The following is a 22,299-nucleotide window of genomic DNA, read 5'->3' on the forward strand; positions in this document are numbered from 1 at the left end:
CCGGCGCCCGGCACGCCGGCGCCGACGGGCGCCACCACACCGGCCGGCACGCCGTTGGCCCCGGGCACGCCGGTCGCCACCCCGCCAGCCCCCGGCACGCCGGTCGCCCTGGCCGGGTCGGCCGCGCCGACGGGCGGCCCGGGCACCCCGACGGCAGCCACCGGGCATGTCTTTCCACCGGTCCACGGTGGCGCGGCGCCCGCGGTGCCCGGGCCGGGGCACCAGGACATGCGACAGTGGGTCAACCACCCGCCGACACCGGGTTGGGCGCCCCGACCGCGGACGCCCCGCACCTCGTTCCTGGGTGCGCGCTGGCCCGGCCCGAAACCGGCCACCGGCCGCGCGGTGCCGCTCGCGGTGCTCGCCGGCGCGCTCGGCAGCGCGCTCTTCGTCCCGCTGAGCCGGGTCGGCATCGGCTGGTTCCTCGGCTGGCTCACGCTCACCCTCGGGGTGCTGTTCGCGGTCCGCACCCGCGCCGCCGAGCTGCCCCGCGCCGACCGGCTGATCCGGGCCGGCTGGGCGGCGGCGTCCCTGGCCCTGCTCGCCGTGCCGGCGTTCCGCAACGCCTGGTGGTTGGTGACGTTCTGCGTGCTCGGCGCGCTGGGCTGCGCCACGCTGGCGATCGTCGGCGGCCGGCTGGTCCGCTCGATCCTGTTCGGCCTGGCCGCCACGCCGTTCGCGGCGTTCCGCGGCCTGCCCTGGGTGCGCCGGCACGTCGCCGTCTCGGCGGAGACGGCGACCGTCCGCAAGGTCACCGTCTCGGTGGTCGCCACCGTGGTGGTGCTGGTGGTCTTCGGCAGCCTGCTCGCCTCGGCCGACGCGGCGTTCTCCGAGGCGCTCGGCGCGGTGGTGCCCGCGGTCGACCTCGGCACGGTGTTCCGCGGGCTGTTCCTGGCCGCGGTGGGCGGGCTGATCGCGGTCGCCGCCGTCTACACGCTCACCGCCCCGCCGGACCTGTCCACCGTGGACCGGGCGAGCGGGCGGCGACTCGGCCTGCTGGAGTGGGCGCCGGCCATCACGGCGCTGACGCTGCTCTTCGCCGGCTTCGTGGTGGTGCAGTTCACCGTGCTCTTCGGCGGCGAGCGGCACGTGCGGAACGTCGCCGGGCTCAGCTACGCGGAGTACGCCCGCAGCGGCTTCTGGCAGTTGCTCTTCGTCACGCTGCTGACCGTGGCGGTGCTCGGCGCGGTGAGCCGCTGGGCCGGCCGGGAACGGGCGGTCGAGCGGATCCTGCTGCGCGTCCTGCTCGGGCTGCTCAGCGCGCTGAGCGTGGTGATCGTGGTGTCCGCGCTGTCCCGGATGTGGACGTACCAGAAGGTCTACAGCTTCACCGGCGAGCGGATCTTCGTGATGGCGTTCGAGCTGCTGCTCGGCGCGGTCTTCCTGATGATCCTGGCGGCCGGCGTACGGTGGCGGGGCAGTTGGATCCCCGGCACCACTGTGGCGCTGGCGGTGGCGATGCTACTCGGTCTCGCGGTGCTCAACCCGGAGGACTACGCGGCCCGGCGCAACACCCTCCGGTACGAGCAGACCGGCAAGATCGACGCCTGGTACCTGCGCGCGCTGTCCGCCGACGCCACCCCCGCCCTCACCCGGCTCCCCGACCCGGTCCGCCGCTGCACGCTGAGCTGGATCGCGGACGACCTCGACCAGCCCGACCCCTGGTACGCCTGGAACCTGGGCCGGCACCGGGCCCGCCAGGCCCTCGACCGGGTCGGTCCGGGTGCGGTCGGCGGCCCGAAGGACTGCCGCCGGGCGGACCAGTTCGACCTGCCGAAGACCCGGCGTCCCCGCTGACGCCCACCGGTCGGGCCGCCCGGACGGGTGGCCCGACCGGGACCATTCATCCTCCCCTCACCTGGTCGCCACGGTCCCCACCGCCTCGGGCACCTAGCGTCGGCTGCGCTCCATCAACCGAGGTAGCGGAGGTTCCACCATGTCCGTCCGTCGACTCATGACGGCACTGGTCGCCGGTGCGGTGCTGGCCGTGCCGACGGCCGCCCACGCCGGACCGGCGACCCGGCCCGGGGCGCCGCCGCAGCGGACCCACTTCGACCTGCAGGCCCATCGTGGCGGCATCGGCATGACCACCGAGGAGACGCTGGCCGGCTTCGCCAAGGCGATGCGGCTCGGCGTCACCACCCTGGAGCTGGACACCCAGGTCACCCGGGACGAGAAGGTCGTCGTCACGCACGACCGTCAGGTCAGCGCGCAGAAGTGCCGGGACACCGGCCCGGCCCGGCCCGACGACCCGACGTACCCCTACGTCGGGAAGTACATCAAGGACCTGACGCTCGCCCAGATCAAGACGATGGACTGCGGTTACCAGCAGTTGCCGGGCTTCCCGGAGCAGGAGCGGATCGCCGGCGTCCGGATGGCCGAGCTGCGTGACGTGCTCGACCTGGTGAAGCGCTACCGCGCGTACGGGATCACGCTCAACATCGAGACCAAGGTGGAGGCGGGGGCGCCCGAGCAGACCGCGCCGCGCGAGCTGTTCGTCAGGCGCGTCTTCGAGGAGATCCGCCGCTCCGGCATCGAGCGGCAGGTCACCATCCAGTCGTTCGACTGGGGAGCGCTGCGGGCGATGCACCGGCTTGCGCCGCGCTGGCCCCTGGTGGCGCTGACCAACTACGACTTCCTCCAGGTCGGCCAGCCGGGCGCGTCGCCGTGGCTGGGCGGGCTCGACGCGGACGACTTCGGTGGCGACCTCGTCCGCGCCGCCGACGCGATTCCCGGCGTCACGGCGCTCTCCCCCAACTACGGGTTCCCGCAGAACGGCACCATCGCCGACCCGACCTTCCGGTTCTACCCGGACGCCCGCATGATCGCCGACGCGCACGCGCGCGGGCTCAAGGTCATCCCCTGGACCTGCGACGACATGCCGACCGTGGCCGCACTCATGGACCTGGGCGTGGACGGGATCATCACCGACTACCCGAACCGGGTCCGACAGCTCATGGCCGAGCGCGGCATGCGGCTGCCGAAGGCGTACCGGGCCCGCTGAGCCGGCGCCGGTCGGGGCGGGCAGCCCCGTCCCGACCGGCTAGGCGGACCGGTCGACGTGCTGGCGCGGGCTCACGCCGTACCGGCGTTTGAACGCGGCGCTCAGCGCGAACGAGCTGCCGTAGCCGACCCGCCGGGCGACCGCGCCGACTGTGGCGCCGGGTTCCCGCAGCAGGTCGGCGGCGAGCGCCAGCCGCCACCCGGTGAGGTACGACATCGGCGGCTCGCCGACCAGCCCGGTGAAGCGCCGGGCCAGCGCCGCCCGGGAGATCCCGACGCCGGCCGCCAGCGACGCCACGGTCCACGGCCGGGCCGGATCATGGTGCAGCATCCGCAGGGCCCGCCCGACCACCGGGTCGGCGTACGCCCGGTACCAGGCGGGTGCCGCCGCTCCCGGCCGGTCGAACCACTCCCGCAGCGCGGCGATGAGCAGCAGGTCGAGCAAGCGGTCCAGGACCGCCTCCTGGCCGGGGTCGTCCTTGACGATCTCGGTGGCCAGCAGCGGCACCAGCGGCGAGTCCCAGGACGCGCGCGGGACCACCACGAGCGCCGGCAATGCGTCCAGCAGCCGCCGGCCGACCGCACCCCGGACCGGGTACGTGCCGGTGAGCAGCACTGTCCGGGCGTCCGGGCCGTTGCCCCAGGTACGGACGCCGAGCCGGGCCATCTCGTACAAATCCTGCCCGTCCGGCGTGGTGCAGCGCTGGCCCGGGTGGACGACCACCTGCGGCGGCGTGGCCGGATCGTCCGCGACGGTGTACGGCGCCGGACCGCGCACGATCGCCACGTCCCCGGTGCCGAGCCGCGTGGCGGCGGCCTCGGCCGGCACCAGCCAGGCGTCGCCGTGCACCACCGCGACCACGGTGAGCGGCGCCTCGTCCCGGATCAGCATCGACCAGGGCGGCGTCAGCATCGAGCGGAGCAGGAAGGCGCCCCGGGCCCGGGGCCCGTCGAGCAGCCCGGTGACGGCGTCCACGGAGACGATTACACACAGGATCGCGCGTCCTGGCCATGGGCCGTCCCACCGGACGGCGGTTGACTGGGCGCATGCGACTCGTGCAGCAACTGTCGATGATCGGGGCCACGGTCGGGGCCGGGCTGATGGCCGGGCTCTTCGCCGCGTTCGCCTACGCCGTCATGCCGGCGCTACGCGGGGCCGACGACCGTACGTTCGTCGACGCGATGCAGCGGATCAACGTGACCATCGTCAACGGCTGGTTCCTGCTGCTCTTCCTCGGTACGCCGCTGCTCGCCGCGCTGGCGGCGATCCTGGCCGGGCACGGCGCGAATCGTCCGGCGCTGCCGTGGCTCATCGCCGGGCTCGTTCTGAACCTGATCACGGTCGGCGTCACGATCGCGGTCAACGTGCCGCTGAACGACGCGCTGGCGGCGGCGGGCGCGTCCGACCTCCACGCCGCCCGGCAGCGGTTCGAGGCCACCTGGGTCGCCTGGAACGTGGTCCGCGCGCTGGCGGGCACGGCGGGGTTCGGCGCGCTCTGCTGGGCCCTGGTGGTCGCCGGCCGCTCGACCTCGTGGCACCAGGCGGTCACAGGCGGCGGATGACCAGCCCCGGCTTGACGTCGGACGCGGCCGACAGCTGTGCGATGTCGTCCGGATCGGAGGTGAAGACGACGGCGCCGTGGGCCAGCGCGACGGTGACCACCGTCGCGTCGACGACGTCGCGGGAGCCGGCCCGGCCACACAACACACCGGCTGCCTTGGCCAGTTCGAGACCGACCGGAACGACCTCACAGCTGTGCAGGAATCTACCGAGCTGGACCTGGCGGCGGGCGTCACGCCAGGCCTGGCCCACCACGACCGAGGGAACCAGGAGACGCCGCCCGTCCTCCAGCGCCAGGTGGTGGATCGCCCACATCCGCCGGTCGTTCCCGTCGATCGCGAGTAGCGCCCCGGCGTCGTAGACGTAGGGAATGCTCACGCCGCCGCCTGACCCGGCGCGCTGAGTGCCTGGGCGTCGGCAGAGGCCATTTCCGCGCGGGCTGCGGCCAGCTCCTCCGCCGTGAAGGCACCGTGTTCGGCCTGCCAGTCGGCCACCAACCGACGGCCGACACGCCGGCGGAGTTCGCTCTCGGCCGCGTTGGCGACCAGCCGGGACAGGGGAACCCCGTCCTCCTGGGCCGCCGCACCGAGCGCCGCGACCAGTTCCTCTGGGAGAGTGACCGTCACCTTCTTCGTTGCCACACAAACACCATACTCTGATATGGCGGCCTCGACGAGCGTGATCTCCGGCCACTGCCGCTACCGTCGGCACCCACCCCGGCGGAAACGAATCAGCGGCCCGGTCGATGATCGACCAGGCCGCTGACCTGTTGACTCAAGGGTGGAGCCGAGGGGACTCGAACCCCTGACCCCCACACTGCCAGTGTGGTGCGCTACCAGCTGCGCCACGGCCCCTTGCGGTCGTCCCCGGTCGCCCGGGCACGGGAAGAACTATACACACGCCGCCCGCCATGGTCATCTCGCGGGGGTCCCCCCGGCCGGGTCAGTTGAGCGCCACGTCCGGCGGGAAGTGGGCCACCGCCGCCATCATGCCGCCCTGCCGGCGCAGCACCATCGGCCAGAGATCGTCCGGCCGGTCGACGAAGGCGTCGCCGGGCAGCGCGTCCAGCACGAACCAGGACCCCTCCTCGATCTCCCGCTCCAACTGGCCGGCGCCCCAGCCGGAGTAGCCGGCGAAGACCCGGATGCCGCCGACCGCGTCGCGCAGCTTCTCCGGGTCGACCGAGAGGTCGATGGTGCCGACCGCGCCGGAGACCCGGTGGAAGCCCTTGACCGGCTGGACCGGGTGGCGCATGCGGGCCAGGCAGATGGCCGAGTCGGGCTGCACCGGGCCGCCCTCGAAGAGCACCGCCGGCTCGCGGGCCAGGTCGCTCCAGTCGCCGAGCACGTCGGCCACCGGGACCTCGGTGGCCCGGTTCAGCACCACGCCGAGCGCGCCGCCGGGCTCGTGGGCGACCAGCAGCACGACCGTACGGTCGAAGTTCGGGTCCTTGAGCACGGGTGTCGCGACCAGCAGCCGTCCGGTCATCGACTCCATGGCTCGGCCACCGATCGCCTGCCCCTCACCCTGCATGTCCGACACCCGTCAGCCGTGCGCCCGCGCGGGCCCTCCGTCGTCGACCGTCCACGCTGTCAACGCCATGTCACGCACCATAGCTTGCGTCCCGCCCGCTGGCTAAGGTCTGACCGTCGGGTGATCGCGACGGATCGAGGGAGGACCGGATGGCGGCGCAGGCGGAACTGGCGGTGATCGGCGGGTCGGGTCTCTACGCCCTGCTCGACGGCGTGGAGCACGTGGTGGACACCCCGTACGGCGCACCGTCGGACCCGATCACGGTCGCCGAGGTGGGCGGCCGGCGGGTGGCGTTCCTGCCGCGACACGGTCGGGACCACCGGCACCCCCCGCACCTGATCCCCTACCGCGCCAACCTGTGGGCGTTGCGCTCCCTCGGCGTACGCCAGGTGCTGGCGCCCTGTGCGGTCGGCGGGCTCCGGCCGGAGCTGGGTCCGGGCACGTTCGTGGTGCCGGACCAACTCATCGACCGCACCAGCGGGCGGGCGCAGACCTACTACGACCAGGGGGCGGTGCACGTCTCGTTCGCCGATCCGTACTGCCCGGCCGGGCGGCGGACGCTGCTGGACGCGGCGGCCCGGCGGGACGTGCCGGCGGTGGACGGCGGGACGGTGGTGGTGGTCGAGGGCCCGCGTTTCTCCTCCCGTGCGGAGTCTCGCTGGTTCACCTCGATGGGCGGCGCGGTGGTCAACATGACCGGGTACCCGGAGGCGGTGCTGGCCCGCGAGTTGGCGCTCTGCTATTCGTCCATCGCGCTTGTCACCGACCTGGACGCGGGCGTCGAGGCGGGCGAGTCGGTCACGCAGGAGGAGGTGTTCCGGGTCTTCGCGGAGAACACCGACCGGCTGCGCGAGCTGCTGCTGGACGCGGTCGCCGCGCTGCCCACCACCCGGGACTGCCCCTGCGGGACCACGCTGGACGGCATCACGCTGCCGTTCCCGCTGCCCTGAGCCGGGGCGAAGCGCCCGAAAAGCCGCGCCCGGCCCGCTAGATTCGGTGGGTCGGGGCTGTGCACCGGGCCGTCTCCGACGCTCTCGGCCAGGGACGGAGGCAGCCGGCGATGGCGACGGTGCGCGAGGCCACCCACGACCTGCTGCGCGCGCTCGGGTTGACCACCGTCTTCGGCAACCCCGGCTCCACCGAGGAGCCGTTCCTCGCCGGCTTCCCGGCCGACTTCCACTACGTGCACGCGCTCCAGGAAGCGTCCGCGGTCGCCATGGCCGACGGCTACGCGCAGGGCACCGGGCGGCCCGCGCACGTCAACCTGCACACCGCGCCGGGCACCGGCAACGGCATGGGCAACCTGGTCACCGCCTGGCACAACCGGACCCCGCTGATCGTCAGCGCCGGCCAGCAGACCCGCGAGATGCTGCTGATCGAGCCGCGCCTGGCCAGCCCCCGGGCGGTCGAGCTGGCCCAGCCGTACGTCAAGTGGGCGCACGAGCCGGCCCGCGCGCAGGACATCCCGGCGGCGTTCATGCGGGCGTACGCCACGGCGGCGCAGCCGCCCGCCGGGCCGGTCTTCCTGTCCCTGCCGATGGACGACTGGGACCGGCCCGCCGACCCGCCACCACCGGTGCGGACCGTGGCCACCCGGATCGGGCCGGACCCGGACCGGCTGCGTGACTTCGCCACCACGCTGACCACCGCCCGCGCCCCGGTGCTGGTGCTGGGCGCGGCAGTGGACCGGGCCGACGCCTGGCCGGAGGCGGTCGCGCTGGCCGAACGGCTGGCCACCCCGGTCTGGGCCGCCCCGGCACCGGAACGGGCCGTCTTCCCCGAGGACCACCCGCAGTTCCGGGGCGTGCTGCCGTACGCGATCGGGCCGCTGTCGGCGGCGCTGCGCGGTCACGACGTGGTGCTGGTGGTGGGCGCCCCGGTGTTCCGCTACTACCCGCACGTGCCGGGCGACTACCTGCCCGGCGACGCCCGGCTGCTGCACGTCACCGACGACCCGGACGAGGCGGGCCGGGCCCCGGTCGGGGAGAGCCTGCTCGGCGACGCCAAGCTGGTGCTGGCCGCGCTGCGGGAGCTGCTCCCGCCGGCCGACCCGCCCGCGCCGCCGCCCCGGGATCCGCCCGCCCCGCCCGAGCCGGCCGAGCCGCCCAGCGCGGACGTGCTCTTCGCGGCGCTGGCCGCCGCCTGGCCGGCGGACGGGGTGCTGGTGCAGGAGTCACCGTCCAACCTGGCCGCACTGCGCCGCCGGCTGCGGATCGACCGGCCGCGTTCGTACTTCACCATGGCCAGCGGCGGACTCGGGTTCGGGCTGCCGGCGGCGGTGGGCCTGGCGCTGGCCGAACGGGACACCGGGCGCGGCCGGCCGGTGGTCGCGGTGATCGGTGACGGCTCGGTCCACTACTCGGTGCAGGCGTTGTGGACCGCGGCGCGGCTGGGCCTTGCGCTGCCCGTCGTGGTCCCGGTGAACCAGCAGTACGCGATCCTGAAGGCGTTCGCCGAGCTGAAGCACACCCCGGGCGTACCGGCGCTGGACCTGCCCGGACTGGATCTCACGGCGGTGGCCCACGGCTACGGCTGCGCGGCCGAGGTGGTGGCGTCGCCGGACGCGCTCGGCCCGGCGCTGGCCCGGGCGCTGGCCGCGGACCGGCCCACGGTGCTGCCGGTGCCGATCAGCACCGAGGTACCCCGGATCCTGTGACCCCTCACCCGCCGGAGCGGACGATCAGCGGCGCGCCGCTGCCGACGTCCAGGACCGTACGGTCGCCCAGCGGGGCGGTGAGCGTGACGCTGACCGGCTTCAACGCGAGCTGCATGGTGCAGGGGCCGGTGGCGGGGACCACGGCGGCGCCGACCACCACCACGTCCGCTCCCTCCCGTACCAGCGGGGTCGGCGCGCCGTCGCAGACGCCGACGCCGACCAGGTAGTCGAGCCGGTCGGCCGCCACCGCCCGCAGCTCCTGCGCCGCGACCAGGCCCGCCGGCAACGGGCCGGTGTCCGCCGCCCCGCTGGGCACCGTGCCGACCGCGCGCGGCGCGACCGCCAGCCGGGCCACCGGTGCGGCCAGTTCCGTCACGGTGAACAGCCAGGCAGGCACGTCGGCCCGGCCCCGGCTGGTCCACACCGACGCGCTGCCCAGCCGCACCGAGGTGACGGTGAGCGGGATGCACGGGGTGGGCGCGGTGGTCGACACCGGGTCGTCCGGGCCCGGCGCGGCGGTCGTGTCGGCCGGCTCCGGTCCACGGGGGCGACCGTCGCAGGGCGGCGGATCACCCCGGTCCAGTTGGGCGTACGCGTCGGCGGCGCTGACCAGCGGCACCCGCAGCACGCCGTCGGGGAAGCGGATCGAGCCCTGCGGCGGAGCGGCGGTCGGCATCGCGATCTGGTCCCGGTACCAGCCGGCGGCGAACGCCGCCCTGGTCTCCTCGGTGAAGCCGGGATCGCCGCCGAGGACTGTGGCGTCCTGGAGCGGCACGTACCCGTCGCGCCACTGCGGTCCGGGGCGCCACCGCGCGGCCACCTCGTCGGCGCGCTGGGTGAACGCGGGGCGCTGGTCCGGGCCGGTGGGCGGCGGCGCGCCCGACCCGACGCCGGGCGCGGCGCATCCGGAGAGGACCAGCAGCGGCAGCCCGAGCAGGGCGATCGATCGGCGCATACGGATCAGACGCCGATCCCCCACCTCCGGTTCCCAGGAGTAAGGAGGGGCCCCCGCTTAACGCATTCCGCATAGCAGGGGCCCCGCTTAACACCGCTCGTGCGGGCGGCACAGACGACTGTGCGCCCCGGTCCGGTGGACCGGGGCGCACAGGTCAAGGTGGTGGAGGTGCCGGGAATCGAACCCGGGTCCTTCGCCGGTTTGTCAGGGCTTCTCCGAGCGCAGCTCGCTGTGCCTCTACTCGGCCCCACCGCTCACGCGAGCAAGTTGGTGTGACGGGCCCAGTCGCTGATTGATCTCGCCGCACGGACCCCGCGACCGGGTCCGATTGGCCAGCCTTCTAGCTGATGCCGGCTAACTGGGTCGAAGGCGCTCCCAGGCCGACAGACTTGCTACTCGCCTCAGGCGGCGAGAGCGAAGTCAGCGCGATTGTTCTTGGCGCTTATTGGTTTCCGACGACCGATTCTCGAGACGACGTCGGCTTCCTCGGCTCGCTTCCCCTGTCGCTGCGTACGAAGTCGAAACCAGTCACCCCCTCGACAGGCCACCCATGTGGTGGCACTGACAAGCCTAACGCCTCCCGCAACGGGTTTCATCCCGAGCCCCGGTCGGACGCGCTGAACCGGACGAACGTGACGAATCAGTCGTCCATTCCCTTGCCGCGCCGGCCCGCCGCCCGCTGGATCTCCCGGTCGGCGTCCCGCTTGGCCAGATCCTGCCGCTTGTCGTACGACTTCTTGCCCTTGGCCAGGGCGATCTCGACCTTGGCCCAGCCGTCCGAGAAATAGACCTGCAACGGGACCATGGTGAGGCCGCCCTCGCGGGTCTTGCCGATCAGCCGGTCGATCTCCAACCGGTTGAGCAGCAGCTTGCGGGTCCGCCGGGGCTCGTGGTTGGTCCAGGTGCCCTGCGTGTACTCCGGGATGTGCATGCCGTGCAGGTACAGCTCGCCGTCGCGTTCCTGGGCGAACGCGTCGACGAGTGACGCCCGACCGGCCCGCAGCGACTTCACCTCGGTGCCGGTCAACGCCATGCCCGCCTCGTACGTGTCGAGGATGGCGTAGTCGTGCCGCGCCTTCTTGTTGGAGGCGACCACCTTGCGACCCTTTTCCCGTGGCATCGGCGCCACCCCCTTTCCGCCGGCTCCCCGGCCGGCGGCCGACGAGCGAAGATCATGCTACCGGAACCACAAGAGCCCTCCCGCGCCGTTTGTTCCGGCACGGGAGGGCCCCTCGCGGAGAGCCGTACGGTAACTAGACCCGCAGGTAGAAGCGGAGCGTGACCCAAGCCGTGATGGCGCTGACCAGGCCACCGACGGCGGCCATCAGCGGGAAGGTCAGGAAGATCTCGGACCAGGAGATCGGGGTGATCAGGCCCTCGAGGGCCGCCATCGAGCTGCCGGCCGCGAGTGTCTTCACGCCGATCAGCGCGAGCAGGCCGAGGATGGAGCCGATCAGACCGGCCACCACCGCCTCCAGCACGAACGGCGCCTGGATGAACCAGTTGGAGGCGCCGACCAGCTTCATGACCGCGACCTCACGGCGCTTGCTGTACGCGGCCACCTGGATGGTGTTCGCGACCAGCAGCAGGGCGGCGGCGGCCATCACGATGGCCAGCGCCAACGCGCCGTTCTGGATGCCGGTGAGCACGCCGAAGACCTTGTCGAGCAGCTTGGACTGGTCGACGATCGTGTCGATGCCCTCGGCGGTCTTGTACTGGTCGTAGATCTGCTTGTACTGCTGCGGGTCGTTCAGCGTGAGCCGGAACGACTCGGGCAGCTGGTCGGGCTTGACCGCGTTGACCAGGTCGGGCGCGTCGGCGTACATCTGCTGGAAGCGCTTGTACGCCTCGTCCTTGTTGACGTACGTGACGTCCTTGACCAGCGGGTCGGCGTTGAGCTTGGTCTCCAGGTCGGTCCGCTGCTGTTCCTGGACGTCGGTCTTCAGGAAGATCGACACCTGGACGTTCTCGTAGTAGAGATCCTTCATGTCGCCGACCTTCTGGTACAGAAGGCCGCTGCCGCCCAGCATGAACAGCGACACCGCCATGGTGATGATCATGGCGACCGTCATGGTGACGTTGCGCCACAGTCCGACCAGTACCTCGGACAGGACGTACTTCATCCGCATCGGGATATTCCTCCGGCTCTCCGGCGTGAGGTGTTCGTCGTCGGGGTCTTCGGTCTGCCTTGTCGGCTCAGCCGTAGACGCCGCGGGCCTGGTCGCGCACGATGCGGCCGCTCTCGATCTCGATCACCCGGCGCCGCATCTGGTTCACGATGTTGGAGTCGTGCGTGACCATCACGACGGTCGTGCCGGTGCGGTTGATCCGGTCCAGCAGGCGCATGATCTCGATCGAGGTGTCCGGGTCCAGGTTTCCGGTGGGCTCGTCGGCCAGCAGGATCAGCGGCCGGTTCACGAACGCCCGGGCCACCGCCACACGCTGCTGCTCACCACCGGAGAGCTCGTGCGGGTAGCGGTGCTCCTTGCCACCGAGACCGACCAGCTCCAGCACCTCCGGTACGACCCGACGGGCGACCGCCTTCGTCTTGCCGATCACCTCCAGCGCGAACGCCACGTTCTCGTACGCGGTGCGGTTCGGCAGCAGCCGGAAGTCCTGGAAGACGCAGCCGATGGAACGCCGGAAGTGGGGTCGCTTCCAGGAACGCATCGATGTGACGTCCTTGCCGTTGACGACGACGCGGCCCTTGTTGGGCGTGACCTCGTGCAGCAGCAACTTGATGATGGTGGACTTGCCGGAGCCGGATGGACCGATGAAGAAGACGAACTCGCCCTTCTCGATCGAGACGGACACGTTGTCGAGCGAAGGCCGGGACGCCTTCGGGTACGTCTTCGTCACTTGCTCAAGCTGAATCACGGGTCGAGAGTCTACGCGGTGTAACCGCAGAGCCAAGCCCCACGCCCCTCAGATGCGGTGCGCGTCATCGATTTACCGGGTCAGACCGAGATCGATGACGCGCTGCGTTCGAGGGTGATCACGCACTGTCAGCGGTGAGCTGCTGCTGCTTCCGCCAGCGGATACCCGCTTCGATGAAGCTGTCCAGCTCACCGTCGAAGACCGCGGACGGATTGCCCGTCTCCTGCTCGGTACGCAGATCCTTCACCATCTGATACGGGTGCAGGACGTACGACCGCATCTGGTCGCCCCACGAGCCGGCGGCGTCGGTCTTCAGACCGGCCATCTTGGCCTGCTCCTCCTGCCGCTTGCGCTCCAGCAGCCGGGCCTGGAGCACCCGCAGCGCGGACGCCTTGTTCTGGAGCTGGGACTTCTCGTTCTGACAGGTGACCACGATGCCGGTCGGGATGTGGGTGATCCGGACCGCCGAGTCGGTGGTGTTGACGCTCTGCCCACCCGGACCGGAGGACCGGTAGACGTCGATCCGCATCTCGTTCTCGGGGATGTCGATGTGGTCGGTCTGCTCCACCACCGGCAGCACCTCGACGCCGGCGAAGCTGGTCTGCCGGCGGCCCTGGTTGTCGAACGGGCTGATCCGCACCAGCCGGTGGGTGCCGGACTCCACGCTGAGCGTGCCGAAGGCGTAGGGCACCTTCACCGTGAAGGTGGCCGACTTCAGGCCCGCCTCCTCGGCGTAGGACGTCTCGTAGACCTCGGTCGGGTAGCCGTGGCGCTCGGCCCAGCGCAGGTACATCCGCAGCAGCATCTCGGCGAAGTCCGCGGCGTCCACGCCACCGGCCCCGGCCCGGATGGCGACCAGCGCCTCCCGCGAGTCGTACTCGCCGGAGAGCAGCGTGCGGACCTCCATCTCCTGGATGGCCTTGGTCAGCCCGGTGATCTCCGACTCGACCTCGGTCAGCGCGGCCGGGTCGGACTCCGCCTGGGCCAACTCCAGCAGCACGCCGGCGTCGTCGAGCCGGGAGCGCAGGTCCCCCAGCTTGGTGATCTCGCCGTTGACGTACGACAGCTGCGACGTCACTGCCTGCGCCTTGGCCTGGTCGTCCCACAGGTCGGGCGCGGAGGCCTCCTGCTCCAGGCGGGCCTTCTGCTCGCGCAGCTTGTCGAGGTCGAGCACGGCCTCGATGTTGCGCAGCGTGGCGTCGAGTTCCTTGAGCTGTTCGGCATAATCGGCAGCGGTCACGACAGACAAGACTACTGCCTAGTCCAGCGCGTTCGCCGCAGGTGGTCAGCCGGCCGGCGCGGTCTTCAGCCAGGACAGCGCCGCGCGATGGTAGGCGACCGCGAACTCCAGCGCGCTGGCGTCGTAGCCGTCGCCCTCCTTCTTCGCGTTCTTGACCTGCTCGCGCACCGCCGCCAGCGCCTCGGTGTGGTACTCGTTGGCCGAGGCGTACAGGTTCTTGAGCTGGCTCGCCGAGTGCAGGTTGCCGAACGCGATCCGCAGCGCCACCGGGTTGCGGATGGTGTCCTTGCCGGGATTCTCCGCGAGCCAGCGGGAGAATGTCCGTTTCCCGGCCGCCGTGAGCGCATACGGCTGGCTCATCCGCGGCCCGGGCTTGCCGAGACGCACCAGACCCTTCTCGGCCAGCACCGGCAGCTCCCGGTAGACCTGGCTGCGGGTCATCGACCAGTACGGCGCCAGCCGGCGCTCGGCGGCGGCCATCAACTGGCCGCCAGTCATCGGGCCGTCGTGCAGCAGGCCGAGCAGGGCCGCCGCCGTCGGGTTGACTCCGGATTCCGCCATGCCCTCTAAGCTGCCACTTTGTCGGCTCTGGCGTCCAGGATTTGCCGTTTTCGCCACTCGTAGGCGGTCCAGAGTGCACCGTCGACCGTCGACCGACGACAGTAAGGCGGGGCCCCTTCTTAACAGACGTCTGTTAAGAAGGGGCCCCGCCTTACACCTCAGCCCATGTGCGGGTAGGTGTGGTCGGTCGGCGGCACGAACGTCTCCTTGATCGTCCGGGGCGACGTCCAGCGGAGCAGGTTGTGCCAGGAGCCCGCCTTGTCGTTGGTGCCGCTGGCCCGCGCGCCGCCGAACGGCTGCTGCCCGACCACCGCGCCGGTCGGCTTGTCGTTGATGTAGAAGTTGCCGGCCGCGTACCGCATCTTCTCCGCCACCTGGTCGACCACCCGGCGATCGGTCGCGAAGATCGACCCGGTCAGCGCGTACGGCGCGATCGACTCGGCCTGGGCCACCACGTCGTCGAACCGGGCGTCGTCGAAGACGTGCACGCCCAGGATCGGCCCGAAGTACTCGGTGGTGAACGTCTCGTGCGCGGCGTCCGAGCACTCGAAGAGCGTCGGCCGGACGAAGTAACCGACCGAGTCGTCGGCGGTGCCGCCGGCCAGCACCCGGCAGCTGTCGTCCCCCTTGATCAGCTCCAGCGCGGCGGTGTGCCGGCCGAACGCCCGGTCGTCGATGACCGCGCCCCCGAAGTTGCTGAAGTCGGTCACGTCGCCGTACGTCAGCGCGTCCGCGGAGGCGGCGAGCCGGTCCCGCAGCCCGCCCTCCCAGATCGAGCGCGGCACGTACGCCCGCGAGGCGGCCGAGCACTTCTGGCCCTGGTACTCGTAGGCGCCCCGGAGCAGCGCGGTGTGCAGCGCGTCCACGTCGGCGCTGGTGTGCGCCACCACGAAGTCCTTGCCGCCGGTCTCGCCGACCAGTCGCGGGTAGGCCCGGTAGCGGGCGATGTTCTCGCCGACCGTACGCCAGAGCTGCTGGAAGACCTTGGTGGAGCCGGTGAAGTGGATGCCGGCCAGGTCGGGATCGGCGAGCACCACGTCGGAGACCTCCTCGCCGCGCCCGGTGACCATGTTGATCACGCCGGGCGGCAGGCCGGCCGCCTCGAACAGCCGCATGGTGAAGTGCGCGGCGAACTGCTGGGTCGGGCCCGGCTTCCAGACCACGGTGTTGCCGAGCAGGGCCGGCGCGGACGGCAGGTTGCCGGCGATGGCGGTGAAGTTGAACGGCGTGACCGCGTAGACGAAGCCCTCCAGCGGCCGGTGGTCGAAGCGGTTCCACACGCCCGGCGAGGACATCGGCTGCTCGGCCAGGAGCCGGCGGGCGAAGTGGACGTTGAACCGGAGGAAGTCGATCAGCTCGCAGGCGGCGTCGATCTCGGCCTGGACGGCGGTCTTGGACTGGCCCAGCATGGTGGCCGCGTTGAGCGTGTCCCGCCAGGGGCCGGCCAGCAGGTCGGCGGCGCGCAGGAAGATCGCGGCCCGCTCCTCGAACGGCAGTGCCCGCCACATCGGGGCGGCGTCCTTCGCCGCCTCGACGGCGGCGCGGGCGTCGTCGTGGGTGGCGTGCCCGGTGACGCCGAGCACGTGGGCGTGCTTGTGCGGCTGGACCACGTCGATCGACTCACCGCCGGCCATCCGCTGCTCGCCGGCGATGGTCATCGGCAGCTCGATCCGCTCGGCGGCCAGCTCGGCCAGCCGCCGCTGGAGCCGCTCCCGGTCGGCGCTGCCGGGCTCGTAGGTGTGGACCGGCTCGTTGCGCGGCTCGGGGACGGAGAACACGGCGTCCATCACAGGCTCCTGTGCGATCTCGACGGCGGTGGCGAAACCGGACCCGCGGGCACCGGCCGGGCGGCCGGGTGCCGGACACCACGCGGCGGACCGGTCGCGGCGGCGGGACCTGCGCCGATTCTGTCACGCGACGTTCCCGTCAGCCCGCGCTCCCCGGGTGCGGGCCGGGAGATCGGACGCACCCACCCTCTCCGGACCATCGGCAGAAGTGGCTCCCACCCGACGAAACCTCAGAACAGAGAGCTTCTGGTCGACGATTCGTCGGAGCACTCGCCGGGCCGAACGGTGGCAGCCCTGGCTGTCGGCCACCGCGGCGGGCCCGCCGGAGCGGCGTCGCGGGACGCGTACGCTGGATGGCCGGTGACCTGCCAGGCCCGTGCGGGGCGATCCGGCAGCCGTCGAAAGGGAGACGATGAGCAACCAGCCCGGCAGCTCCACGGCCGCGGAACCGGACCGGCCCGAGGCCGACGCGCCGCCCGTCGCCGGCCAGGTCGGCACCGGCGCCAGCAAGCCGGGGTACGCGCCGGGCGCGCTGCCGCTGGCCGTGCTGTCGCTCGCCTGGCTGGTGGCCATGCTCTGGTCGACCCGGGAGGCGATCACCTCGACCGCGGCCGGGGTCACCGCGATCAGCCTCTCCGCGTACGCGCTCCCCGGCGTGATCACCGCGGCGCTGGTCACCGGCGCCACCGTCGCGCTGGCGGCCACGAACCGGCTGGACCGCGCCTCGCTGCGCTTCCTGGCCACCGTCGGCGCCGGCCTGCTGGTCGGGCTCGCCGCCGCGGTGGGCGTCAACCTCACGTACGCCGACAACGCCACCACCAACACCATCGCCGGCACCACGGCCGCCGCCGCGATCATCGGCGGGGCGACGGCCGGCGCGCGCCAGGCGCGGGTGGTGGCCGGTCTCGCCGCCGCCACGCTCGCCGCGCAGGTCTTCGTGGTGCTGTTCAGCCGCGCCCGGGACCCGCTGTCCGACCTGTTCGGCGCCGGGGAGACGCAGCAGTCGGTGCTGGACGCCGCCAAGTGGGTGTCCCGGACGGAGTCGCTGCTCGCCGGGCTGATCGCCGGCCTGGTGGCGTACCTCTACCTCGCCTGGTCGCGTCGGCGCGCGGAGCGCCGGAACGGCGCGGCGTCGTCGCTGCGCTGGCCGGCGTACCTGGTGGCCGGCGCCGGCGCCGGACTGCTCCTGCTGCTCACCGAGGTGATCATCCGGATCGGCGGGCGCGGGCTGCTCGACCTGGCCGCCGCGCTCAGCGAGGCCGACCAGGTGGCACAGACCGCGCTCGGCACCTCCCGGGTGGACAACGCGATCTGGGTGCTCTTCGTGGGCGCGCTCACCACGCTCATCGTCTTCGGGCGCACGCTCGGGCCGCGCGCCGTCGACGACGACGAGGACGAGCCGGCGGCCTGAGCCGTCCGTCGGCCCTCAGCCGGCGTCGCGCAGCAGCAGGTCCAGCTCCGTGACGTCGTACCACTCCAGTTCGTGGTCCTCGACGCCGTCGACGGTGAACTGGGCGTCGGGGTCACCGGCCTGCGCCTGCGCCGCCACGTCGGCGGCGGCGGCCACGTCCCCGGCCGCGTCCGCGCCGTCCACGTGGATCGCGGCGACGGACTTCACCGGCACCGGCCCGGCCGGCCGGACCACGCTGGACCCCAGCTCGCCGGCGACCCGACCCACCGCGCGGGCCGGCAGGTCGGCCGAGACCACCACCCGCCGCCGGGGAGCACCGGGATCGGCCCGCAGCAGGAGCAACGCCTCCTGGGCGGCCCGGGTGAAGGCCACGTACTCCAGCTCCTCCTCGTCGCCCTCGGCGTACCACTCGCGCAGCTCCGGGGTGACCGCGTGCGCCGCCTCGGCGGCCAGGCCCTCGTCCCGCAGCCGGGCCAGCATCGGGACGGTCGCCGGCAGGTACACCCGGACAAGCTCGTCGGTCACCGCACTCTCCCCGCACTCTCCGCCGCTCGCCGGCGGACGCCGGCTCCGGGCGCCGATCATGCCGTACGCCGACACCGTCATACACCCGGCACCCGCCGGGGAGAAGCCTCCCACCGGCGTGTCCACCGAAGCGGGCGCGAAGGGTGTCGCTCGCTGGTGGCAAACTGAGGCAAACGAAACCAACCCCAGGAGTCACCGTGGAGTCGAGGTTCCTGCTGCTCTCCGACGTCGCCGCCGAGCTGAACGTCTCGGACTCGCAGGTCTACCACATGGTCCGGAGCGGTGAGCTGCCCGCGATCAAGATCGGCGGCCGGGGCCAGTGGCGGGTCGAACGCGCCCGTCTGGAGGAGTACATCGAGCGTAAGTACGCCGAGACCGCCGAGTGGGTACGCGGCAACCCGTTGGGCGAACGCGACGTGGAGTGACCTTCCGTGAACCGTGAGCCATTGACGCTGACGGTCTTCATGCTCGAAGATGAGGCTGTCGGAGGCAAACACAGGAAAACGTAGGAATTCGAGGGCTGAGATGGTTGACACCCGCCGTCCCCGGGCACCGCGTCCACCGGTCCGTCTCCGCCCCGCCCCGCCGCTCGACCCGCCCTGCACCGACGAGGAAGCGGTCTGGAGCCACGTCGGCCAGCTCGCGCTCGACCTGGTCGACAGGCGTCGCCGCGAGCCCGATCGCCCCGCCAGCCGGGCGCCGGACCGCGCTCCCAGCTGGCCGCGCTGGTCCACCGCCGGGATCGCCGCCGGGCGGCCCACCGGCGAACCGCCGTCCTCCGCGCTCGCCGCCGCCACGCCCGAGGCCGCGCGGGCGGCCCACCGGTTCGTGCGCACGTTCCTGGAGATCGTCAACGGCTTCCGGCCGCCCGGGCAGCTCCGGCCGCTCTGCCTGCCCGAGGCCGCCGCCCAGGTGTCGGCCGAGCTGACCCGGGCGGCCCGCCGGGTCCCCCCGGTCCGCCGCCGCAGCGCCCGGCCGGCCCTGCTCCTGCGCCGGCTGCGCGTCTGTGAACCCCGGGCCGGCGCGGTGGAGGCCACCGCCGTGTTCGCCGGCATGGGCGGCACCGGTTGGGCCATCGCCGTGCGCCTGGAACACCGCCGCGGCAACTGGCTCTGCCTCGTCCTGGACGTGCTCTGACCGCCCGGCCACCGGACGCCGACGGGCCCCGGCCGGTGGCCGGGGCCCGTCGGGCGAACGCTGGGGTCAGTTGCCGCCGTTGGGCGAGCCGTGGCAGCGCTTGTACTTGCGGCCGGAGCCGCACGGGCAGGGCGCGTTCCGGGACGGGCCCTCACCGCCGTCGACCTGGGAGGACGCGGAGCGCCGGGCGGCACTGCTCGCGGCAGCCGCCTGACCGCTCGCCCCGGCCGGGGCCCGGCGCGGCGTCGAGGCCGCCGGGCGCTCCGGCGCGGGCTGGCCGATGCCCAGCGCCGGTGCCTGCTGCTCGACCCGCTCGATCACCGGGGCACCGCGACCGGCCTCGCCGTCGACGGCGGGCGCGGAGTATTGCAGGCCCTGCTGCTGCGGCGTGCGGTTGAGACCCTTGGCCCGGATCTCCACCGGCTTCTCCAGCAGCTCGACCTCCTCGGCCTCCGGCTCGGCCTCCTCGACCTGCACGTCGAGGTTGTAGAGGAAGCCGACCGTCTCCTCCTTGATGCCGTCCATCATGGTGGCGAACATGTCGAAGCCCTCGCGCTGGTACTCGATGACCGGGTCGCGCTGGGCGTACGCCCGCAGGCTGATGCCCTCCTGGAGGTAGTCCATCTCGTAGAGGTGCTCGCGCCACTTGCGGTCGATCACCTGGAGCAGGACCATCCGCTCCAACTGGCGGACCGCCTCCTCGCCGAGGGTCTCCTCGCGCCGGTCGTACGCGGCGTGCGCGTCCTCCTTGAGGCGGGCGAGCAGGAAGTCCTGGTCGAGGCCGGCCCGGGAGCCCACCTCCTCCTCCAACTCGTCGACCGTGACGCCGACCGGGTAGAGCTGCTTCAGGCTGGACCAGAGCTGGTCGAGATCCCAGTCCTCCGCGTAGCCGTCGCTGGTGGCGCCCACCACGTACGCGCCGACCGTGTCGTCGATCATGTTGCGGACCTGGTCGGAGAGGTCCTCGCCGTTGAGCACCCGGAGGCGCTCGGCGTAGACCACCTGGCGCTGCTTGTTGAGCACCTCGTCGTACTTCAGGACGTTCTTGCGGATCTCGGCGTTCTGGCCCTCGATCTGGGCCTGGGCGCTCTTGATCTGGCGGGTGACCATCTTCGACTCGATGGGCACGTCCTCCGGGATGTTGAAACGGTCCATCACCGCCTCGACCGCGCCCGCCCGGAACCGCTTCATCAGCTCGTCCTGGAGCGACAGGTAGAACCGGGACTCGCCCGGGTCGCCCTGCCGGCCGGCCCGGCCCCGGAGCTGGTTGTCGATCCGGCGGGACTCGTGCCGCTCGGTGCCCAGCACGTAGAGCCCACCGGCGGCGGCGACCTCCTCCGCCTCGGCGTCGCAGGCCTGCTTCCAGGTCGGGAGGATCTCCTCCAGCGCCTTGGCGTACTCCTCCGGCTGCTCGACCGGGTCGAGGCCGCGCTGGCGGAGGTCGTTTGCGGCGAGGAACTCGGGGTTGCCGCCGAGCAGGATGTCGGTGCCCCGGCCGGCCATGTTGGTGGCGACCGTGACCGCGCCCTTGCGCCCGGCCTGGGCGACGATCTCCGCCTCCTTGGCGTGGAACTTCGCGTTCAACACCGAGTGCGGGATGCCACGGCGGCGCAGCATGTGCGACAGGATCTCGGAGTTCTCCACCGAGACGGTGCCGACCAGCACCGGCTGGCCCTGCTCGTGCCGCTCGGCGATGTCCTCCACCACGGCGTTGAACTTGGCCTTCTCGGTCTTGTAGATGACGTCGGGCTTGTCCATCCGGACCATCGGCCGGTGCGTCGGGATGGTCACGACGCCGACCTTGTAGACCTTGTTGAACTCGCCCGCCTCGGTCTGCGCGGTGCCGGTCATGCCGGACAGCTTCTCGTAGAGGCGGAAGTAGTTCTGGAGGGTGATGGTGGCCAGGGTCTGGTTCTCCTGCTTGATCTCCACCCCCTCCTTGGCCTCGATCGCCTGGTGCATGCCCTCGTTGTAGCGGCGGCCGTGCAGGATGCGGCCGGTGAACTCGTCGACGATCAGGACCTCGCCGTCGCTGACGATGTAGTCCTTGTCGCGCTTGTAGAGCTCCTTGGCCTTGATGGCGTTGTTCAGGTAGCCCACCAGGGGCGTGTTGACCGACTCGTAGAGGTTGTCGATGCCGAGCCGGTCCTCGACCCGGGCCACCCCGCGCTCGCTGACCGCGATGGTGCGCTTGGCGTGGTCGACCTCGTAGTCGCCCTCGCCGTCGGTGCCGGGCTGGAGCCGGGCCACCACCCCGGCGAACTCCTGGTACCACCGGGCGGAGTGCTCGGCCGGCCCGGAGATGATCAGCGGGGTGCGTGCCTCGTCGATGAGGATCGAGTCGACCTCGTCGACCACCGCGAAGAAGTGGCCGCGCTGGACCAGCTCCTCCTTCGACCAGGCCATGTTGTCGCGCAGGTAGTCGAAGCCGAACTCGTTGTTGGTGCCGTAGGTGATGTCGCACTCGTAGGCCGCGCGGTGCTCGGTGGCGGGCCGGTTCGGCAGCACCACCCCGACGGTGAGCCCGAGGAACTCGTGCACCCGGCCCATCCAGGCGGCGTCGCGCTCGGCCAGGTAGTCGTTCACGGTGATCACGTGCACGCCCTTGCCGGCGAGCGCGTTCAGGTAGACCGGCATGACCGAGGTCAGCGTCTTGCCCTCACCGGTCTTCATCTCGGCGATGTTGCCGAAGTGCAGCGCCGCGCCGCCCATCACCTGGACGTCGTAGGGGCGCTGACCGAGCACCCGCGAGGCGGCCTCACGGCACACCGCGAACGCCTCGGGCAACAGGTCGTCGAGGGTCTCGCCGTCGGCGAGCCGCTCCTTGAACTGGTCGGTCATGCCGCGCAGCTCGTCGTCGTCGAGGTTGACGTAGTCGTCCTCGATCGAGTTGACGGCGGCCGCGATGGCCTTCAGCCGACGCACCATGCGGCCCTCGCCGGCGCGAAGGACCTTTTCCAGAATCGACACGGATCAACGCTCCCCTAGACGGTCTCGAACCATCGTAGGCGCTCCGACGCGGCGATGGTCACTGGTGGCGGCGGTCCAGACCC

General features: G+C 72.1%; 21 protein-coding genes, 1 tRNA gene and 1 other RNA gene. 8 read left to right on the forward strand and 15 right to left on the reverse strand.

Annotated elements, in window-relative coordinates:
* Nucleotides 1–228 precede the first annotated feature (228 nt).
* Entirely contained in the window at nt 229–1,797 is a 1,569-nt protein-coding gene (locus tag C8054_RS16555; RefSeq protein ID WP_233219675.1) for a DUF4153 domain-containing protein, read from the forward strand.
* A gap of 139 nt (nt 1,798–1,936) precedes the next feature.
* A complete protein-coding gene (locus C8054_RS16560; protein ID WP_107157700.1) occupies nt 1,937–3,004 on the forward strand; it encodes a glycerophosphodiester phosphodiesterase family protein in 1,068 nt (355 codons plus the stop codon).
* Nucleotides 3,005–3,043: 39 nt separating this feature from the next.
* Here the strand turns inward: C8054_RS16560 and C8054_RS16565 are convergent, their stop codons facing one another.
* On the reverse strand, nt 3,044–3,979 hold the full coding sequence (locus tag C8054_RS16565) for an AraC family transcriptional regulator (protein WP_107157701.1): 936 nt from the start codon (nt 3,977–3,979) through the stop codon (nt 3,044–3,046).
* 71 nt (nt 3,980–4,050) lie between these two features.
* Between C8054_RS16565 and C8054_RS16570 the strand changes: the two genes are divergently transcribed.
* Nucleotides 4,051–4,566, forward strand: a complete 516-nt coding sequence (locus tag C8054_RS16570) for a DUF1772 domain-containing protein (RefSeq protein WP_107157702.1) — start codon at nt 4,051–4,053, stop codon at nt 4,564–4,566.
* On the opposite strand, the gene C8054_RS16575 is transcribed toward C8054_RS16570, so the two are convergent.
* From C8054_RS16575 to C8054_RS16590, 4 genes are all read right to left on the reverse strand, one after another.
* On the reverse strand, nt 4,550–4,942 hold the full coding sequence (locus C8054_RS16575; protein ID WP_107157703.1) for a PIN domain-containing protein: 393 nt from the start codon (nt 4,940–4,942) through the stop codon (nt 4,550–4,552). The two genes, C8054_RS16570 and C8054_RS16575, sit on opposite strands and share 17 nt — an antisense overlap.
* Nucleotides 4,939–5,205, reverse strand: a complete 267-nt coding sequence (locus C8054_RS16580) for a hypothetical protein (RefSeq protein WP_107157704.1) — start codon at nt 5,203–5,205, stop codon at nt 4,939–4,941. The genes C8054_RS16575 and C8054_RS16580 overlap by 4 nt, the downstream gene beginning before the upstream one ends.
* A 140-nt stretch (nt 5,206–5,345) precedes the next feature.
* A tRNA-Ala gene (locus tag C8054_RS16585) sits at nt 5,346–5,418 on the reverse strand.
* Nucleotides 5,419–5,506: 88 nt separating this feature from the next.
* Nucleotides 5,507–6,097, reverse strand: coding sequence for a YqgE/AlgH family protein (locus C8054_RS16590; protein WP_107157788.1), 591 nt, complete (start codon nt 6,095–6,097; stop codon nt 5,507–5,509).
* A gap of 149 nt (nt 6,098–6,246) precedes the next feature.
* Between C8054_RS16590 and C8054_RS16595 the strand changes: the two genes are divergently transcribed.
* Nucleotides 6,247–7,047 carry an S-methyl-5'-thioadenosine phosphorylase gene (locus C8054_RS16595; RefSeq protein ID WP_107157705.1) on the forward strand — a complete coding sequence of 267 codons (801 nt, stop codon included), beginning with the start codon at nt 6,247–6,249 and terminating at the stop codon, nt 7,045–7,047.
* A gap of 110 nt (nt 7,048–7,157) precedes the next feature.
* Nucleotides 7,158–8,753: a benzoylformate decarboxylase gene (gene mdlC, locus C8054_RS16600; protein WP_107157706.1), complete on the forward strand. Its 1,596-nt coding sequence runs from the start codon at nt 7,158–7,160 to the stop codon at nt 8,751–8,753.
* A 4-nt stretch (nt 8,754–8,757) separates the two neighbouring features.
* Here mdlC and C8054_RS16605 read toward each other — a convergent pair whose 3' ends face one another.
* The 8 genes from C8054_RS16605 to pruA form a co-directional block, all read right to left on the reverse strand.
* Nucleotides 8,758–9,708 (reverse strand): hypothetical protein, encoded by a 951-nt coding sequence (locus C8054_RS16605; protein WP_107157707.1) that lies wholly within the window; start codon nt 9,706–9,708, stop codon nt 8,758–8,760.
* 160 nt (nt 9,709–9,868) lie between these two features.
* Nucleotides 9,869–10,244: a transfer-messenger RNA gene (gene ssrA / locus C8054_RS16610) on the reverse strand.
* A 104-nt stretch (nt 10,245–10,348) separates the two neighbouring features.
* Nucleotides 10,349–10,828: an SsrA-binding protein SmpB gene (gene smpB / locus C8054_RS16615; RefSeq protein ID WP_107157789.1), complete on the reverse strand. Its 480-nt coding sequence runs from the start codon at nt 10,826–10,828 to the stop codon at nt 10,349–10,351.
* A gap of 133 nt (nt 10,829–10,961) precedes the next feature.
* Nucleotides 10,962–11,837, reverse strand: a complete 876-nt coding sequence (gene ftsX, locus C8054_RS16620) for a permease-like cell division protein FtsX (protein ID WP_107157708.1) — start codon at nt 11,835–11,837, stop codon at nt 10,962–10,964.
* A 67-nt stretch (nt 11,838–11,904) separates the two neighbouring features.
* Nucleotides 11,905–12,585: a cell division ATP-binding protein FtsE gene (ftsE, locus tag C8054_RS16625; RefSeq protein WP_013284225.1), complete on the reverse strand. Its 681-nt coding sequence runs from the start codon at nt 12,583–12,585 to the stop codon at nt 11,905–11,907.
* Nucleotides 12,586–12,703: 118 nt separating this feature from the next.
* Nucleotides 12,704–13,825 carry a peptide chain release factor 2 gene (gene prfB / locus C8054_RS16630; RefSeq protein ID WP_107157709.1) on the reverse strand — a complete coding sequence of 374 codons (1,122 nt, stop codon included), beginning with the start codon at nt 13,823–13,825 and terminating at the stop codon, nt 12,704–12,706.
* A gap of 45 nt (nt 13,826–13,870) precedes the next feature.
* A complete protein-coding gene (locus C8054_RS16635; protein WP_107157710.1) occupies nt 13,871–14,386 on the reverse strand; it encodes a PadR family transcriptional regulator in 516 nt (171 codons plus the stop codon).
* 158 nt (nt 14,387–14,544) lie between these two features.
* The gene (gene pruA, locus C8054_RS16640) at nt 14,545–16,173 is read right to left on the reverse strand and encodes an L-glutamate gamma-semialdehyde dehydrogenase (protein WP_107157711.1); all 1,629 of its coding nucleotides are present in this window, start codon (nt 16,171–16,173) and stop codon (nt 14,545–14,547) included.
* Between the two features lie 412 nt (nt 16,174–16,585).
* Between pruA and C8054_RS16645 the strand changes: the two genes are divergently transcribed.
* Nucleotides 16,586–17,584, forward strand: a complete 999-nt coding sequence (locus C8054_RS16645) for a hypothetical protein (RefSeq protein ID WP_107157712.1) — start codon at nt 16,586–16,588, stop codon at nt 17,582–17,584.
* A 15-nt stretch (nt 17,585–17,599) separates the two neighbouring features.
* Here C8054_RS16645 and C8054_RS16650 read toward each other — a convergent pair whose 3' ends face one another.
* Nucleotides 17,600–18,109, reverse strand: coding sequence for a hypothetical protein (locus C8054_RS16650; RefSeq protein WP_107157790.1), 510 nt, complete (start codon nt 18,107–18,109; stop codon nt 17,600–17,602).
* Between the two features lie 197 nt (nt 18,110–18,306).
* Between C8054_RS16650 and C8054_RS16655 the strand changes: the two genes are divergently transcribed.
* Nucleotides 18,307–18,534 carry a helix-turn-helix domain-containing protein gene (locus C8054_RS16655; RefSeq protein ID WP_091060288.1) on the forward strand — a complete coding sequence of 76 codons (228 nt, stop codon included), beginning with the start codon at nt 18,307–18,309 and terminating at the stop codon, nt 18,532–18,534.
* 100 nt (nt 18,535–18,634) lie between these two features.
* Nucleotides 18,635–19,246, forward strand: a complete 612-nt coding sequence (locus C8054_RS16660; RefSeq protein WP_107157713.1) for an Rv3235 family protein — start codon at nt 18,635–18,637, stop codon at nt 19,244–19,246.
* Nucleotides 19,247–19,312: 66 nt separating this feature from the next.
* On the opposite strand, the gene secA is transcribed toward C8054_RS16660, so the two are convergent.
* Entirely contained in the window at nt 19,313–22,216 is a 2,904-nt protein-coding gene (secA, locus tag C8054_RS16665; protein ID WP_107157714.1) for a preprotein translocase subunit SecA, read from the reverse strand.
* Nucleotides 22,217–22,299 lie beyond the last annotated feature (83 nt).

Origin of the sequence: Micromonospora sp. RP3T (assembly GCF_003027925.1) — a bacterium.
Lineage (GTDB): Bacteria > Actinomycetota > Actinomycetes > Mycobacteriales > Micromonosporaceae > Micromonospora.

Excerpts from the sequence above, each read along its gene's own strand:
- C8054_RS16595 (WP_107157705.1), top strand. The coding sequence starts at position 6,247 with ATGGCGGCGCAGGCGGAACTGGCGGTGATCGGCGGGTCGGGTCTCTAC.
- C8054_RS16560 (WP_107157700.1), top strand. The coding sequence starts at position 1,937 with ATGTCCGTCCGTCGACTCATGACGGCACTGGTCGCCGGTGCGGTGCTG.
- C8054_RS16570 (WP_107157702.1), top strand. The coding sequence starts at position 4,051 with ATGCGACTCGTGCAGCAACTGTCGATGATCGGGGCCACGGTCGGGGCC.
- C8054_RS16660 (WP_107157713.1), top strand. The coding sequence starts at position 18,635 with ATGGTTGACACCCGCCGTCCCCGGGCACCGCGTCCACCGGTCCGTCTC.
- pruA (WP_107157711.1), bottom strand. The coding sequence starts at position 16,173 with ATGGACGCCGTGTTCTCCGTCCCCGAGCCGCGCAACGAGCCGGTCCAC.
- ftsX (WP_107157708.1), bottom strand. The coding sequence starts at position 11,837 with ATGCGGATGAAGTACGTCCTGTCCGAGGTACTGGTCGGACTGTGGCGC.
- C8054_RS16635 (WP_107157710.1), bottom strand. The coding sequence starts at position 14,386 with ATGGCGGAATCCGGAGTCAACCCGACGGCGGCGGCCCTGCTCGGCCTG.
- C8054_RS16555 (WP_233219675.1), top strand. The coding sequence starts at position 229 with ATGCGACAGTGGGTCAACCACCCGCCGACACCGGGTTGGGCGCCCCGA.
- C8054_RS16605 (WP_107157707.1), bottom strand. The coding sequence starts at position 9,708 with ATGCGCCGATCGATCGCCCTGCTCGGGCTGCCGCTGCTGGTCCTCTCC.
- C8054_RS16645 (WP_107157712.1), top strand. The coding sequence starts at position 16,586 with ATGAGCAACCAGCCCGGCAGCTCCACGGCCGCGGAACCGGACCGGCCC.
- smpB (WP_107157789.1), bottom strand. The coding sequence starts at position 10,828 with ATGCCACGGGAAAAGGGTCGCAAGGTGGTCGCCTCCAACAAGAAGGCG.
- C8054_RS16590 (WP_107157788.1), bottom strand. The coding sequence starts at position 6,097 with ATGCAGGGTGAGGGGCAGGCGATCGGTGGCCGAGCCATGGAGTCGATG.
- mdlC (WP_107157706.1), top strand. The coding sequence starts at position 7,158 with ATGGCGACGGTGCGCGAGGCCACCCACGACCTGCTGCGCGCGCTCGGG.